The sequence below is a fragment of the Hydrogenophaga sp. PAMC20947 genome, from assembly GCF_004795855.1.
GTDB lineage: Bacteria > Pseudomonadota > Gammaproteobacteria > Burkholderiales > Burkholderiaceae_C > Hydrogenophaga.
This window is the reverse complement of the sequence record NZ_CP039252.1, coordinates 3,823,781-3,839,525: the sequence shown is the minus strand read 5'-3', so window position 1 is coordinate 3,839,525 and position 15,745 is coordinate 3,823,781. Positions and strand designations below refer to the sequence as shown.

The following is a 15,745-nucleotide window of genomic DNA, read 5'->3' as shown; positions in this document are numbered from 1 at the left end:
GCTGAAAGTTGACGCGCCATTGACGCCAACCTGAGACGAAAGAAGTCGACATGATCGTTTTGAAATCCACCCAGGACAAAGTACTGGCCGCCCTGCAATCGGTGGCCGGCATTGTCGAACGCCGCCACACGCTGCCGATTTTGGCCAACGTGATGCTGCGCAAGACCGGCTCATCCGTGCAGCTGACCACCAGCGACCTGGAAATTCAGATCCGCACCACGGCCGAGCTCGACGGTGACGACGGCAACTTCGCCACCACCTTGGGCGCGCGCAAACTGATCGACATCTTGCGCACCATGCCCACCGATCAGACGGTGAGCCTGGAGTCCACCGGCGGCAAACTCATTCTGAAAGGCGGCAAAAGCCGCTTCACGCTGCAGAGCATGCCGCCCGAAGACTTCCCCCTGGTCCAGGAATCGGCCAGCTTCGGCCCGGCCTTCAGCGTGCCCCAGAAAACGCTCAAGAGCCTGCTGAGCCAAGTGTCGTTTTCCATGGCGGTGCACGACATCCGCTACTACCTGAACGGCATTTTGTTTGTGGCCGAAGGCCAGCAACTCAGCCTGGTGGCCACCGACGGTCACCGCCTGGCTTTTGCCAGCGCCACGCTGGACGTGGAAGTGCCGAAGCAGGAAGTGATCTTGCCGCGCAAGACGGTGCTGGAATTGCAGCGCCTGTTGTCCGACAAAGAAGGCGCGATCGAAATGCAATTCGCCGCCAACCAGGCGAAGTTCAGCTTTGACGGCATGGAATTCGTGACCAAACTGGTCGAGGGCAAGTTCCCCGACTACAACCGCGTCATCCCGAAGAACCACAAAAACATCGTCACGCTCGGCCGCCAGCCCTTGCTGGCTTCGCTGCAGCGCACCGCCATCATGACCAGCGAGAAGTTCAAGGGCGTGCGCCTGAACATCGAGCCCGGTGCACTGCGCGTGGCCTCGAGCAACGCCGAGCAGGAAGAGGCCGTGGACGAGCTTGATGTGGACTACGGCGGCGACGCGATCGAGATCGGGTTCAATGTGACCTACCTGATCGACGCGCTGCAAAACATGAGCCAGGAAATGGTTCGCATCGAACTCTCTGATGGCAACAGCTCCGCGCTGGTGACCAACCCAGATGACAACGCCTTCAAGTACGTTGTCATGCCGATGCGAATTTAAGGCCTGCCCACCCTGTTGCGATCCCCTAGCCCAACCCGCTGCCCAGCGGGTTTGGCCTTTCTAGCGAATCTGAGAAGTCCCCTATGTCCGACGAAAACAAGCCCGCCGAATCCGACAACACCGGCGAAGCCAGCACCCAAAGCGCCAACTTCCAGCCCACGATCGACAGCAACCAGGCCGGGGCGAGCGAAGGTTACGGCGAAGGCGCGATCACGATCCTGGAAGGCCTGGAGGCGGTGCGCAAGCGCCCGGGCATGTACATCGGCGACACGTCAGACGGCACCGGCCTGCACCACCTGGTATTCGAGGTGGTCGACAACTCCATCGACGAAGCGCTGGCCGGCCATTGCGACGATATCGTCGTCACCATCCATTCCGACAACTCGATCAGCGTGACCGACAACGGCCGCGGCATCCCCACTGGCGTGAAGATGGACGACAAGCACGAGCCCAAGCGCTCGGCCGCTGAAATCGCGCTGACCGAACTGCACGCCGGCGGCAAGTTCAACCAGAACAGCTACAAGGTCTCGGGCGGATTGCACGGCGTGGGCGTGTCTTGCGTGAACGCGCTGTCGATCATGCTGCGCCTCATCGTGCGCCGCGAAGGCCAGATGCACCAGATCGAGTTCGCGCGCGGCTTCGTGCAAAACCGCATCCTGGAGATGAAAAACGGCGTTGAAATCTCGCCGATGAAGCTCGTTGGCCCTACCGACAAGCGCGGCACCGAAGTGCACTTCCTGCCCGACACCGAGATCTTCAAAGAAAACAGCGATTTCCACTACGACATCCTGGCCAAACGCCTGCGCGAGCTGAGCTTTTTGAACAACGGCGTGCGCATCCGCTTGAAGGACGAGCGCACCGGCAAAGAAGACGACTTCTCGGGCGCTGGCGGCGTGCGCGGCTTTGTGGAGTTCATCAACAAGGGCAAGACGGTGTTGCACCCCACCCCGTTCTACGCCTCGGGCGAGCGCCCGGCCGAAACCTACGGCGGCATCCCCGGCACCCACATCGGCGTCGAAGTGGCGATGCAGTGGAACAGCGGCTACAACGAGCAGGTGCTCTGTTTCACCAACAACATTCCGCAGCGCGACGGTGGAACGCACTTGACCGGCCTGCGTGCCGCGATGACGCGCGTCATCAACAAGTACATCGAAGAGCACGAGTTCGCCAAAAAAGCGAAAGTCGAAGTCACCGGCGACGACATGCGCGAAGGCCTCTGCTGCGTGATGAGCGTCAAAGTGCCTGAGCCCAAATTCTCCAGCCAGACCAAAGACAAACTGGTATCGAGTGAAGTCCGCGCACCGGTGGAAGACATCGTCGGCAAACTGCTCAACGATTACCTGCAAGAGCGCCCGAACGACGCCAAAATCATCTGCGGCAAGATCGTTGATGCTGCCCGCGCCCGCGAAGCCGCGCGCAAGGCCCGCGAAATGACGCGCCGCAAAGGCGTGCTCGACGGCATGGGCCTGCCCGGCAAGCTGGCCGACTGCCAGGAAAAAGACCCCGCCCTGTGCGAAATCTACATTGTCGAGGGTGACTCCGCCGGCGGCTCCGCCAAGCAAGGCCGAGACCGCAAATTCCAGGCCATCCTGCCTTTGCGCGGCAAGATTCTGAACGTGGAAAAAGCACGCTATGAAAAGCTGCTCACCTCCAATGAAATTCTCACGCTGATCACTGCGCTGGGTACCGGCATTGGCAAGGCGGGCGGCGAGGGCGCCAACAGCGACGGCAAAGACGATTTCAACGTCGCCAAGCTGCGCTACCACCGCATCATCATCATGACCGACGCCGACGTTGACGGCGCCCACATCCGCACCCTGCTGCTCACCTTCTTCTACCGGCAGATGCCCGAGCTGGTTGAGCGCGGCCACATCTACATTGCCCAGCCACCGCTCTACAAAGTGAAGGCCGGCAAAGAAGAGCTGTACCTGAAAGACGGCCCGGCGCTCGATACCTTCTTGCTGCGCATCGCGCTGAAAGACGCCAAAGTTTCCACTGGCGGCGCCAATGACACCTTGCTCGAAGGCGACACGCTGGGCGAACTGGCGCGCAAGCACCAGGTGGCCGAGCGCGTGATCTCGCGTTTGTCCAAGTTCATGGACGCTGAAGCCCTGCGCGCCATGGCCGACGGCGTGAGCATCAAGCTCGACACGGTTGAAGAAGCCGAAGCCAGCGCCATTGCCATGCAAGCCAAGCTGCGCGAACTCAGCACCACCGGCGTGCCCGCTGAAGTGGCCGGCGAATTTGATACCCGCACCGACAAGCCGATACTGCGCATCAGCCGCCGCCACCATGGCAACGTGAAGAGCAGCATCATCACGCAAGACTTCGTGCACGGTGCCGACTACGGCGCACTGTCCACCGCCGCCGAAACCTTCCGCGGCCTTCTGGGCGAAGGCGCCAAGGCCATGCGCGGCGAAGGCGACAAACAGAAAGAGGAGCGCGTGGGCGACTTCCGCCAGGCCATGCAGTGGCTCATCTCGGAAGCCGAGCGCACCACCAGCCGCCAGCGCTACAAGGGTCTGGGCGAAATGAACCCTGCCCAACTCTGGGAAACCACCATGGACCCCACCGTGCGCCGCTTGCTGCGCGTACAGATCGACGACGCCATCGAAGCCGATCGTGTGTTCACGATGCTGATGGGCGATGAAGTTGAGCCGCGCCGGGAATTCATTGAGCAGAATGCCTTGCGTGCGGGGAATATCGACGTCTGATTTTGTCGGATGACAGGGAAAGTGAAAACCTTGCCAAGTTAGTGAAAAACTACTGACACTGTTATTGCAAGAATCCGGCTGCGCCGCTCTGGTCTCTTATAGATCAGAGGGTTCACGCTAAAGCACTGTGACGGGCGATCAAGCCTGGTTGTCCGCCACCTGAAGCAGACCAAAGAACCTTCTTCCTAGCCAAATCTGTCGTCGCCTACGGGCTACTACAGCCCATGGTCCCCGGCGATTGAATGGCAGCCTGACTGCAGTCACTCGGGGTTGACATCCTCGACGCCAGCAGCGACCGTCAGCGGTCATTCGACGGTCGGCCTCACGTATGACCACTTCACGCTAAAGAGCGGGTACCTGGCCATCATTGAACTCGGACTGGCCGCGAACGACCGGATGGGCTCAAGGCGACCGGGCACTTTCGACCCAGAGCAGCCATCCAGCCCACAAGCGAAAAGCGGTCGCTCGCGATACGTGGGTATGCTTTGGGTAAATACCAAACACTTGCATCGTGTCGTGAACTCAACTCTTTTGCTGAACCAGACTGGCCAGTGTCACGAAATCTTCAGATTGGTGTTGTCGCAACCTTATGGCTAGAGTGCTCTTTGCATTTGCTGACCTACCCTGGTCGCAGAGGTTGCAATTCAGATTTGAATCCGTCATGTAAAAAAGCGTGCCAATTAGATTACTAAAAAGTTCGCGCCCATTACGCGATCATGATCTATATCGTTAAACCGGCTATGAAATCTTATTCGAAACTTCTCTCAGCTCCAATCCTACTATTGGCATGCTGCGTATGCCAAGCACAACAAACGCCAATTCTCGCTTCGCATTGCAAGCCCGATGAATTCGCCTATCTAAATGCGAAAATGCCAGAGCTTCGCTATCCTCGGCACAGCACTGAGGAAGAGCGGATGACAAAGCCGGGTTGGATACTTCGTAGCACTGGAAAAGTCCTGTCGATCTGTTCTGATAGTCAAACAGAGCCTTTCAATTTAGTTTCGTATCGCTTCGGCCCAATCGGGAAGGTCGAGTTCGAGAGAGTTGCAACGAAGTCCTCTCCGTTTTATGTGTTCGAGCGCGGAGATAGTCCACATACTGGAGAAGCTATTATTTTCTTTTCGGCCGGACCATACACTTATTGTGTGAGTGAGTCTCTGGGTCAGGGCAGCGGTATCAGCCTAACCGTGCTCAAAAACATGAAAGAGGTAGCAAGTTTCTTTTCCGGCAATGATCGGGGCGTGGATTACGAAGCAGGACTAATTGATCTCTCATTTACCGAGAGGAAATCTCCGGCTCTCAGAATGTTTGCTCCGAAGAACAAGTTTCGAACGCCTTGTGACGGTCAGCGTCTGATGCGGCCGTAAGCTTTCTGCGCCCAACCCTCTATCCTCATATGGCCGCCAACCCATCATTTCACCAGATCTGCGTGATGAGGCACACAGGTGGGTGAATTCAAACGTTGAGTGACTGCTTTTCCCTTGGCTCGCCGACCGCTCTTGGCCGAAACCGGGTTTCCCGTAGGGCTGCTGGAACCCGTCTTTGGCCTATGGCGGAACCTAAGAATCGAGGGTCAGCTTCCTGGCGCGGCCTCGTACTCACACTGTCGGCCAGGAGCGGTCGGTGGGCAAACGGGAAAGTAGTCGCTCAACGTTTGAGCTGAGCCGCGCGCAGAGGCAGCCGGCCTTGGCCGCGCGGAGCATGATGAACTACAGCGTAGCGCGGCCAAGGCTGGCTGCCGTAGCGCGCAGCTCGAGCGAAGTAGGCATCTCTAGCCTCCGCCGAAGACTCGCTTCCAAATTGACTCCATCTTGGTGCCTTGCAACCCGTTGCCCGCGTTGTCCAGCCCCCTCACCATCACATAGAGACCTGCCAATACTTGCAGGCCGTGGAGGACGTTCAGTGACTTGTAGTCGAAGGTTGGTAGGAAGACGTAAAGCGACATCATGACCCCGACTGCAAACTCGAATATTCCGTATGAAAGCCGGAAGCGCTGCCTGTACCAGAAGAGCAAGACACCTAGCAGAGGCAAAGCCACGACCGTTCCCCAGACTGGCGCTGTACTGAGGAGATATGCGGCGTTTGAATACGCCGCATTTGCGCCTAGCGCGCCGACGCCACCAACCAGTGCGCTCAGCGCCATGTAGCGCACTTGTATGGAGCTGAACGATTGTGCCGACAACAGCAGGGCAGGGTCAGTCGCCTTCTCTTGTTGCTCGTTCAGGAAGTCCGAAGGGGTGATCGCGCGTATTGAGCGCGATTGCAGGAACATGCTCATCGGCTTGTCGAGCGTAACCACACATACTGGAATGTCTCGTTCCGAAAGGCCGATCGCAGTTCGCGCCAGGTCCATGTCTGCGGAGCTCAGACGTTGCGCGTTTCGATCGGACGCGATGGGCTCGTCTTTGAGACGTGCTGGCGCGTTGACAACCTCTGCACCGGCATTGAGCGCGTCGTTGATCAGTGAGGAAACAACATTCCGGATGTGTTCTCGACCGCGAGACGTGAGCTCGCCAATGACCGCCTTGGGAATGAGCAGCTTGAGGCGACGCGCCGACGCAAGTACTTCGGGCGAGTGAAGCACTGCGTTGGTGTCGAGGAGATAGTGGATAGGCGGCGCCATTTTAGATGCCCAAAGTTCAGGTTAACCGGCGGTTTGCGGCAGTCCGGTTTAGCGAGTGGTTAGGCGTCACTGTTCACCACCACTCCATATCCGCTGCACGATCAACCTGGCGGATGAACCCCTGGACGAATTCGTCCATATCGGCAACAGACTGCATCGCACTTGTGTACGTTCCGTCCATTGCATAGGTCAAGACGCTTGGAAGACCACTGCTCAGATAGTTTTGCGCGGGTGCGCAAGGGCCTGACCACAAGAACTGCAGGAAAAGCTCGAGCTGGTCGATGGCAGTTCTCTCTTCGAATGCCGGGCGGCCATTAAGTTTGAACCTGTGGCGCTGCTCGCTGCTAAGGAGAACGGGCACAGCCCCCGCCCCTGTATGAAAGCTAAATGCCTCGCCGCGCTTTCCGAAGGCACCATGGGCAACAAAGTTGCGAACCTGGGCCCGAAGATCCAGAAGTGCGTCGTAGTGCACCTTCGTTCTGGCATCTGCAACAGCCAGGGCTACCTTGAACTTTGTCTTCCAGTCTGCTTCGGCGAGTTGGGCAACATCGGTGCCAGTCTTCAGCCGGCCCTGCAGAATTGCCAAGTGGATGAAAGCGTGCTCGGTCCAACTAAAGAAGGCTTCTATTGCCGCCTGAGCGTTCCAGTTGGCTTCGCGGCGTAGGGCCTGCGATGGAACGAATACGCTGGTGAACTTCACGTTGGCACTTGGGCTGCTTTCTTCAACGACTCTTTCGCCCTGTCTTCGCGTCGCCTCTTCCGTGAGTCGATGGAAAGAGTCTCGAAAGTAGATGTAGCGATCAAAAAGTGCGTCACTCTTGTTCGCAACGTTCAACTTTGACGTCGAGACGGCCTGCTCAGCTCGCCACTGGAAGTAGGGTTCGGCTGCAGCGGTTGCAGCTCTAATCTGATTGGCGATGGCAATCGCGTCCTGCTCTGCTTGGACAGTGGGCGTTCCACTGCTTCTGGCCCCGAAATCTAGGTTCGGCGCGAAGATGCCTAGGCCCATCTTTCGGTGTTCGACTCCAAACAGTCTTCCGCGGTATCTGATCGGCACGGTCCAAGCAGACTTCTCCCATTGGCCGAGTCTCGGAAAGCTGAGCGCGTCAACAAGCAGGAAATAGACGAGGTAGTAGGCAGGCAACTCGGAACTCGCTTTGGTCCTCGCGGACAGGAGCAACCCCGAGCCTTCGTTCTTAGACTGTGGTGGGCCAGCGGGCTCAATGTCGACTAGCGCTCGCTTGGCCGCTTCTACAGCACGAACAACTTCTGGCGGGAATACTGTATTCGGTGTACTCAACTCGTGGCCATTCGGTAGAGGGGTTGCGCAGGCGGGTTTGTGACGTTCAACGAAACGTATCCCGCAAAACTTGCGAGATATTCTGGACGGTGCGGGATATGCTAGTCACGTCTTCCACGTTGAAAACGTTGTTGTATCAATGGCTTAGGCGCTCGGGCCTGTTGCTTACACAGGTGTAAAGGAAGTGCAACACCCGGAATGCTCCCTTTCTGGAAGTCACCGGATCTTGAGCCGGCTTTGGGGATGTAGCGATTCTTGCACTATAGCGTCTGTAGAGGCCACCTCATCGCTTTCAAAAAGGCTTAGAGCAGGGCCGAAGTGGATGGAGTGGCTGGTTTGAAGTTTTGTTTTGGATGTCCGCTTTGGGTCGAGAGCACCAGTCCAGGTGATGAGGAACCGGTCAGTGGCGCTTCGTCAGTAGGGTCGCGAAAGCCCAAAGACCGCAGTACCCCCTACAGTCGCCACTCAGGCCGGCACCGGTCGCTGCATCCAACAGCCGCTTCATGGCCGTCAGCGTGAGTACGCCATACAACACCCACTGGCAGCCATCGCTGCAAAGCCGAAATAGAAAAATTGAAGGTCGCTTCAAGGCTGATTGCAGCCATTCTTGAAGGACCGCTTTGTGCGTCCAATATTGGGGTGGAAGTGAGGCTGGAACAGTGTGGCGACTCTCCCAAGCCGGACGGAATGTGCCGCGTCGAGCTGGCAAAAGTTGCTGTACGCGGTTTTCAGTCAGGCGGCTCTTCCAATTCCTCTACGTCTTGAGGTAGCATTTTTCTCATCTCGCCGGCCAGGAGCAGGGCGGCGTTCGCAAAATTCTCCAGCCTAACGATTCGCTCACGCATGGCCTGTTGTTTGGTAGCTTCCAGCTCCTTCACCAGCCCCCCCTCTAAGGCGAACCTCGCAATCCGCAACTCAACGGTGGCGTCTAAGTTGCCTTTGATTGCACCATCCAGCCACGGCTGAACCAAATCGGCTGAGCGTTCGGCAGCAGCACTGAGCATGTAACGAATCAGCTCCCTGGCCACATGATCGATATCGATCGCGAATTCAAAGAGCTCCTTTTCCTCCTCCGTCGCGCCTCCTAGCTCATCGCTGTTTGGCCGGCGCGTGAAGAACCTGAGTTCATCCGCCTCATTCACGCCCAAGGAATTGAGGGTGCGTAGCAGGGGGTCCAACTCCCTCAGCGGTCGCATATATGGAGGCAACGTGTACCTGTGCGCCCAAAGTTTCAGGATGACATCAACGCAGTCAGCTATCGCGGTATCTCGTGCAATTTCGGATGCTTGCTCGGCAGCGGAAATCTTCTCGGCGACCAAGTGGGCCATCCACTGCGCAGTGACATCGTCGCCCAGCTTCAAGCCGGCAACGATTCGCTTGCCGAGCTCGATGACTGCATTAGAGCGATCGAGTGATTCCATCGTGTCCGATCAGGTAGTAACGGTTGTAGGGAAAGTTGTAGAAGGTGTAGTCGCCCTCGCCGCCCTCGTCTTTAGGCGGCTTGCGGCGGACCTTGACACGGACGATTAGGGAAGTGTCTGGGCGACCCTCCAACAATGCGCGAATGAACTTGCCGTCTGCGCTGAGCCGAGTGCCGGAAATGAAGTCGCGCTCCTCCCCGTAGCCGGTGCTGCGCGACCATGTCTCGCTCCTCAGCCTACCCCCTGCTGGTAGCGTCCATGATCTCGCGTCAGGATCATCCATTGGAGTCAGGACATCGAGAATTTCCTGGCAAGGGCGTGGGCCCGGGCTGCTGATCTTGCCGGCCCAAGGGTCATATTCGTCAAGCCTCAGAGAATCGCTTCCCGTGGTTACCCAGCCAAACAGCCTCAACTCTGGGTTATCAACCTCCTCTCCATGGTCAATGTGATCCGCGTCTGGAAGGTAAACCTCTCCCGGGCTAGGGCTGGTTTGCATAGCAACCAGAAAGGTCGTCGCGTGACGCGAAGGTACAAGCACCGAATTCACCGATACCGTTTCACCGTTGACCGTATCGGTGGTCGTCCAATGGCCCCAGAGGGCAGTCATACCGTCGTCTGTTGTTAGTTGGTCATCCAGGTACTGTCTGTCGACCTGCCAGCACCATGAGGCATCAGCTTGAGGGCGGCTCAGGGGATCGGCCTTCAGGATCTCAGGATCACGTCGATCCGCAAGCCACCGATCATCACCACGAGTAAGCAACTGCCCTTTCAACCAGTCGTCGAAGGGGTCCTCTTTTTCATCAGCGCGACGGCGCACTGGTTTAGTCTCCAACAGCTGGCCAGCGACGAACATCATGGCGTGATAGGAAGAATAGACAAGCGAGTCCTCCACCTTTGGCATGCTGCCCTGTGAATGGTCTGTCCCTCGTCCTCGAAAGAGTCCGCGTTTGTAGCGCTGGTCACCGACGCGACGATAGTGGCTAAGCGGCATGCGATCGCGCAAGACTGCCAACGCTTTCCGCTCGATGGATCGCTGGCTTAGTCCAAAGACGCGGCCCAACGGAGCGAACCAATATGGACCGATATCGATGCCGAAGAAGTACCTCTCGTCGTCGTCCACAGCCTCGCCAGCCCTAACGTCATCATCCACAGTCTCGTACTCGCCGCGAGCGTAGATTTCCGTTGCCCTCGCAGGGAGTTTTTCGCCATTCGCAATTGCAAGCAAATCCAAGGGTAACGGACAAACTTCGTTCAAACGCCTCAACGCATCCGATGCGAAGTGCCGGATGACGACGTGCGGCTCCCTTACGGCGGAGTCAAGAAACGCTAGAAATGGAGCAACGGCGCGCGGTGCGTCCATAGCGCCCCGTGCCAAGGCAAGGCAGAGCCATTGTCGGGCGTGCCACTCATAGAAAACCAGACCACGGTCGTTGAACGGTTCCGGGTTGGCAGCCGATGCGCGGCTAGCCAGCGCAGTCAGTAGGACTTGCCAGTCGAGCTCAAGACAGTTGCGGACGCAGTGAGCGTGTTCCCAGCGCTCCGCAGTGGCGGGGCGGGCGAGACCTGCCCACAAGTAGCCGGCCAAGGCTGCTTCACAAGACGATGAGGGAGCGAGCGAGTCGTTCCATGGGCCATCGCCGTCTTCGCCATCAAGAACTTCATCTAACAAGTCGAAACCGAAGTTCAACACTTCGTCCGCCTCGTCGCTGGTAAAGATTCGTGCGAGCGGGTCCACCAGGTGGAAAAAGTCTTCCGCAGTAAGTATGTCTAAATGTGAAAGATATCCCTTGATCCGGGCAGACGCCACGTCCTTCTCTAAGACGATGCCCTCTGCATAGAGTCCATCAAAGGGGGCCGAACCGCCCCAGCCTCGGCGCCCCACGCGGTTAGGTTCGTTCGCGGCAAGCGAAAGGGCTGCTTTCCTGAGTTCGTTGCGGACTGATTGGAGCCTCTTGCTCGACGGAGGGAGGTGCCTCATGACATCCATGAAGCTGAACACATTGAACCTGTCATCCGACTGAATCACGCGGAGGTAACCGTCGATCTCAGACAGTCGTGCGCGCCGACAGCCTTGCGCATAGAACTCGCTAGCGTACGAACGACCGTCAACCGTTTTGAGTGATTGCCGCGCCATGAGAACCGCAGCCGCCTCACAGAGATTGACCCCACTGAAGATGGCATCCCAGTCGGGCTCCTTCATCTCTTTGTAAGGCTCAGAGCACGACGCGGGGACCGCGGTCGCCGACCCACTTGCTCCTTTGGCTTGAGATGCCTGAAGCAGCCTCTCCAAATCTGGAAGCGACATCGCCAATGAGTCGGCCAGCGATTTAAGTTCTCGCCACGTAGGTGCTTCTTGCGACTGGATGCGCAGAAATCGGTAGGCGATCCGCAGGATCATTCTTTTTCGATTGATGTCGGATTCTGCTTCAATCGCCGCTTTGACATCGCTGACCCGCTCCCATTCACCGACGATGCCACTCAAGGCGACTGCGGATTTCTTTGGAAGTAGTCCGTGGTCAATCAGGGTGTAGATCGCGACGGGAAATAGATTGCCAGAAAAGCCGAATTCTCGATCCCGCCAGCGACTCAGAATTGCGAGACTGGATGATGGGCAAATGCCGACCAGTCCCTTGACCAACCGGTCCCAATCCATGTATTTGTCCCGGGCCATGTGCTCGTAACTGAGCTCGGCGATTCGTGCCAGCCGATAAGCGGTCCGAGGTCTCGCTTCACCCGGGCAATGTGCTGCGTCCGCGAGATCTAGGAACGTTGTCCATCGAGAGAGGTGCTCCTCTCCGATCTTGCTGGCGATATCGATCGCCTTGTCGAAATATGCGGCGGCTTCCGATTTACTAGCGCAAAAGATAGCGCGCGCCAGTTCCTGAAGTTCGTCAACCCGCGTCTCAGCATCGCTGCGCGACGCGGCGAGCTGATCGAACGCTCGGCTGCCAAGTAGAAGTGAAAGGTCGCCAAGGCCTGCTGTCCGCGCAGTCACACGGCACATTTTCACGAGGGTATTCGAGTAGATGTGATCGCTTTTGTCGACCCACTTCAACAGTGTGTCGATCTGAGCTGGCTGAATGGAACCCGCATCGCGCAGGATCTGCACCCACTCGACGGCAGCCACCTTCTCTAAATTGAAGCTCCTCTGATAGTCGCGCGACGAAGCAGATTGCGTCTGTCCCTGTGCAAGCTCGATTTCATGATCAAGGTTTTGAGGCTTGCGGCCACAGGCGATCTCAGCGGCCAAGATGAACCAGGGGAGGACGCCCCCTGTCACATGTTCCAGCAGGGACGCCTCTCGGTCCTTGATGGAAGATTTCTTCGATTCAAACTGGGGGCGAACGTCTTTGGGCGCCAGATCAATCAACTCGATCCGTTTTCCGCGAAGCGCGGCTTCCAAAGCGTAGGCCCGCACGAATTTCGCGCGCTCGTCGTCGAAATCATGGAACTGACGAGGGGGGTCTAACGGTAGGTACCGGCGCAACGTCTCAGACCATGTTGCATCTTCACGCGGGAGGCCGCGGAGCGCCAGTGTGATTGCAGACCGGACCCCATCCAGGACGCTGCTCCCAGACTTCCACGAGAGATCCTCTTCGGGCAACTTGACCTTTGGGTTGACCAAGATGCCCATCAGATGACGTAGCGGCTCGGTCGGCAGCAGATGTGCGATTCGGGCGGCTTCAGTAGCCAGGCCCAGCAACATCCAGACATCCCCTTCGGCATGCTCCGCAAGCTCGTCAAGCTGCTTGACTTCACCAACGTCAGCCAGTCGCGCAGCCACCAACTTCGTCGTTCTGAACACGACGAATTTAGGAGTCCATCCTTTCAGGAAGCGCGCGGCCTCCGCAGGCCCGCGCAATCTCAGCACACCGATTGCAAGCTCGGCGACGTCCGCGTCCTCGATCTTGTTTTCATTGCGACGCCTCGGTGGCAGCCTGCTCCAGGCGTTCAACGAATCCACGGCCATCCTCATCCTGCTCGTGGCCTCGGGAATGAGGTCAGCGTTGCCGGCAAGTAGCACAGCCTCATACGCATGGTGCGAGCCATGGAAGCCGCCGCCGAACGTGCGCCTGGAGACCATTTCTTCGATGCGATCTGACGCAAGAAGAACGCCGGCAATGTCCGTGTTCTCTTGGATGAGTTTATTCTGGCGAGTCTCGCCAGCCACCTCGCCGCCGACTTTCAGGGCGAGCTTAGCGGCAGCGACATCGCGCCCCTGTTTCAGGCACGCTCGGAGAGCGAACATCAATCGTTGCAGCTCGACGTCGCGGCGCTCGAGGGGATTGTCGGGCAGGCTCTCATTCGAGAGGGCCAGCGCGATCAATTCGTCCATCCGGCCGGCTGACAGCAGCAACTGCGGCAGCGCCGCCGCGACGTAAGAGCTGGTCGCCGCGAGAGGCTTGAGCTTCGAAAGAAACGCATCAAGCGAGGCTGCGTCGGGCTTGAATGTCTCGTTGAACCACGTCTCCGCCGGTTCGTCCATGAAGTGCAGGCCCGACTCCTTGACGAACAACGGCCGTCCGAACTCCGTAGCGAACGTCCGGACTGCGCTCTCGGGAACTCCTGCGATCTGGGCCAAGATGGAAATGGGTACCAGGGGCCGGAGCACCGCGAGGCCCTTGCAGATGAGGTCAATTTGATTGGCCTCGGTCGGGCCCCACTCGGCTTTCAGCCTGTCGATGGCTTTGGTTAGCAGACCTCCGATCGCGCGCTGAACCGTTGTGGGGGTTGGCCCCAGGGCCCTGAGCATGTCACCGATGGGCGGGGTGCCCTCCATCGCAAGCGCTTGAACTCGGGGGTTATCGCTGCTGAGAAATGCGAACTCCGCAGCCTCCGCGTCTGTCGCCTCGGGATAGCTCAGCCGTAGGTGAATGGTGGTCTCGGCCTTGGAGAACGATTCCAGCTTGATCACTATGCTGTCGAGCGGCGCTCCCAGATGTCCTCGCCGGTGTGATCGGCATGTGAACGCCAACCGCACCCCGTCGGGCATATCGGTGTTGATCAAGTCATGGACAAAGGCGCGCTCACCGATCTCTTGTGCTGCCATGTACCCGTTGTCGGCAGCGTCAATGATGATGCAAAGACTCGCCTGAGGCGTGCGGGCTCTAAGAAGATCAATAGCTTGCTTGAGCCGAGATACGAAGGCCCGCATGAACTGTTTGGGATCGGTGCCGCTGGACGGAATCAATGGCAGGCAAAGCTGTTGTCCTGCGAGCTCGTTCGCGATCTGGATGAGGGCATCGCGGTACCGGTGGCGATACTTCAAGGCTTGGCGATAGGTCCCGTCACCGAAACAGTCGTACAGCACCGCCACCGACCCAGCAGGCATCGCACGGGCCAGGTGAGCAGAGAGGGTCGACTTGCCCACACCACCATCCGCGTGGATGACAACAGGGCGTTGTGCGGTGAGCAGGGTCGCGAGAATCTCTGCCTGCTGCACTCGAGGAAGCACCCGCGCCGGTTCCGAGATCAGTGAAGGTGCCGGCAAGAGATCGACTTCAGTCACCCGAAGGGCGAGAAGGACGTTGTAGAGCCGGACGGAACGGTCCTTCTCTCCCTCGTCGGTTGCCCGGCGGGTAACCAACTCGTTCAACTGAAGCGCCGCCTCGGTATCCGGTTCGGACAGGTAGGCGTTGAGATCCTGACGGAGGAGATTGCGTTGTTCCCACAGATCCGGTTCGCCTGCATCAACCGAGAAGACGGCAAAGAAGTTCTGTACGCTACTGCCAACTGATGCCGCGTACCGTTTCAGCAACTCGTCAATCTTATGATGCCGCGGCGCTATCGACCCCGCGGCGATATCGGCCAACGCTTCAAGAACAGTCCCGTCCATGGGCCTGTTTGTCAGAAAAATGAACCGAACTTTCTTCGCCAATACGTCCAGACCAAGCGACGCCTCCAACTCCTTGAAACGCCCAGCGAAGCCTTCGATGGTTCCCTTGAGACCGCTTGCCGTCCAAGGGTCGTGCGCGTGCTTGGATGAGTGCTTGAGCTGCACATATCGGATGGATTTCGCTGCTATGACATCCTCGCTCCCGTAGTAGAGACCGACGTCAATGACCTGGTCGCCGATGCTCGTGGACGCGTCTCCCTCGTCCAGTGACGCTCCTTCAATCGCCACTGCCACCAGTTCGTCTCTCGCGGTAAGCAGCCCGAGGCATTGCCGGGCAGCCCATTGATAGTGGAACTGGTCGCCGCTCCTGGAGGGCCCTACAGAATTTAGTTTCGTCATATCTTTGCCGCTCCCTGCCTCCGACTTTTGGCGTAGCTTAGCAGCCTAGGTTGCCGTCGGCGGACCCGCCTGCTGCCGGCTCCTAACGTCGAACGTTGTGGGGCCGCTTTCGGGCGTCGAGTTTGGAAAAGTGAAGGACTGCACCCGCTGCTTATCAGTCACTGCCTCTTTATGACCGAGTGCCCTCTACAAATCGATGCTGGGTAAATCCAGCGACAGATGAAGTGAGACAGTCTGTCTGCAAAGCACGCCATTCGAACGCCTTTCCTTCGCACTGGTGTCTACCTGAACAGGC

Annotated in this window: 7 protein-coding genes; 3 read left to right on the top strand and 4 right to left on the bottom strand. The window is 58.2% G+C overall.

The genetic code is table 11. The annotated features are described in order from the left end of the window. Positions 1 to 50 precede the first annotated feature (50 nt). From dnaN to E5678_RS17575, 3 genes are all read left to right on the top strand, one after another. The gene (gene dnaN, locus E5678_RS17585; RefSeq protein ID WP_136179731.1) at positions 51 to 1,157 is read left to right on the top strand and encodes a DNA polymerase III subunit beta; all 1,107 of its coding nucleotides are present in this window, start codon (positions 51 to 53) and stop codon (positions 1,155 to 1,157) included. Between the two features lie 83 nt (positions 1,158 to 1,240). After that, complete coding sequence (gyrB, locus tag E5678_RS17580) at positions 1,241 to 3,871, top strand: DNA topoisomerase (ATP-hydrolyzing) subunit B (RefSeq protein ID WP_136179730.1); 2,631 nt, start codon at positions 1,241 to 1,243, stop codon at positions 3,869 to 3,871. Positions 3,872 to 4,587: 716 nt separating this feature from the next. Further along, positions 4,588 to 5,238 carry a hypothetical protein gene (locus E5678_RS17575; RefSeq protein ID WP_210731941.1) on the top strand — a complete coding sequence of 217 codons (651 nt, stop codon included), beginning with the start codon at positions 4,588 to 4,590 and terminating at the stop codon, positions 5,236 to 5,238. A gap of 404 nt (positions 5,239 to 5,642) precedes the next feature. Here the strand turns inward: E5678_RS17575 and E5678_RS17570 are convergent, their stop codons facing one another. The 4 genes from E5678_RS17570 to avs3a all read right to left on the bottom strand — a co-directional run bounded on the left by E5678_RS17570 (position 5,643) and on the right by avs3a (position 15,450). Further along, complete coding sequence (locus tag E5678_RS17570; RefSeq protein WP_136179729.1) at positions 5,643 to 6,494, bottom strand: PIN domain-containing protein; 852 nt, start codon at positions 6,492 to 6,494, stop codon at positions 5,643 to 5,645. Positions 6,495 to 6,567: 73 nt separating this feature from the next. Next, positions 6,568 to 7,638, bottom strand: coding sequence for a hypothetical protein (locus E5678_RS17565; RefSeq protein ID WP_136179728.1), 1,071 nt, complete (start codon positions 7,636 to 7,638; stop codon positions 6,568 to 6,570). An 884-nt stretch (positions 7,639 to 8,522) separates the two neighbouring features. Next, positions 8,523 to 9,215, bottom strand: coding sequence for an AVAST type 3 anti-phage proein Avs3b (avs3b, locus tag E5678_RS17560; protein ID WP_136179727.1), 693 nt, complete (start codon positions 9,213 to 9,215; stop codon positions 8,523 to 8,525). Next, positions 9,193 to 15,450 (bottom strand): AVAST type 3 anti-phage nuclease/ATPase Avs3a, encoded by a 6,258-nt coding sequence (gene avs3a / locus E5678_RS17555; RefSeq protein WP_136179726.1) that lies wholly within the window; start codon positions 15,448 to 15,450, stop codon positions 9,193 to 9,195. Before avs3a ends, avs3b begins: the two co-directional genes overlap by 23 nt. Between the last annotated feature and the right edge of the window lie 295 nt (positions 15,451 to 15,745).

Bases quoted from the DNA above. Each gene is read 5' to 3' on its own strand.
- avs3b (WP_136179727.1), bottom strand. From the start codon at position 9,215: ATGGAATCACTCGATCGCTCTAATGCAGTCATCGAGCTCGGCAAGCGA.
- gyrB (WP_136179730.1), top strand. From the start codon at position 1,241: ATGTCCGACGAAAACAAGCCCGCCGAATCCGACAACACCGGCGAAGCC.
- avs3a (WP_136179726.1), bottom strand. From the start codon at position 15,450: ATGACGAAACTAAATTCTGTAGGGCCCTCCAGGAGCGGCGACCAGTTC.
- E5678_RS17575 (WP_210731941.1), top strand. From the start codon at position 4,588: ATGATCTATATCGTTAAACCGGCTATGAAATCTTATTCGAAACTTCTC.
- dnaN (WP_136179731.1), top strand. From the start codon at position 51: ATGATCGTTTTGAAATCCACCCAGGACAAAGTACTGGCCGCCCTGCAA.
- E5678_RS17570 (WP_136179729.1), bottom strand. From the start codon at position 6,494: ATGGCGCCGCCTATCCACTATCTCCTCGACACCAACGCAGTGCTTCAC.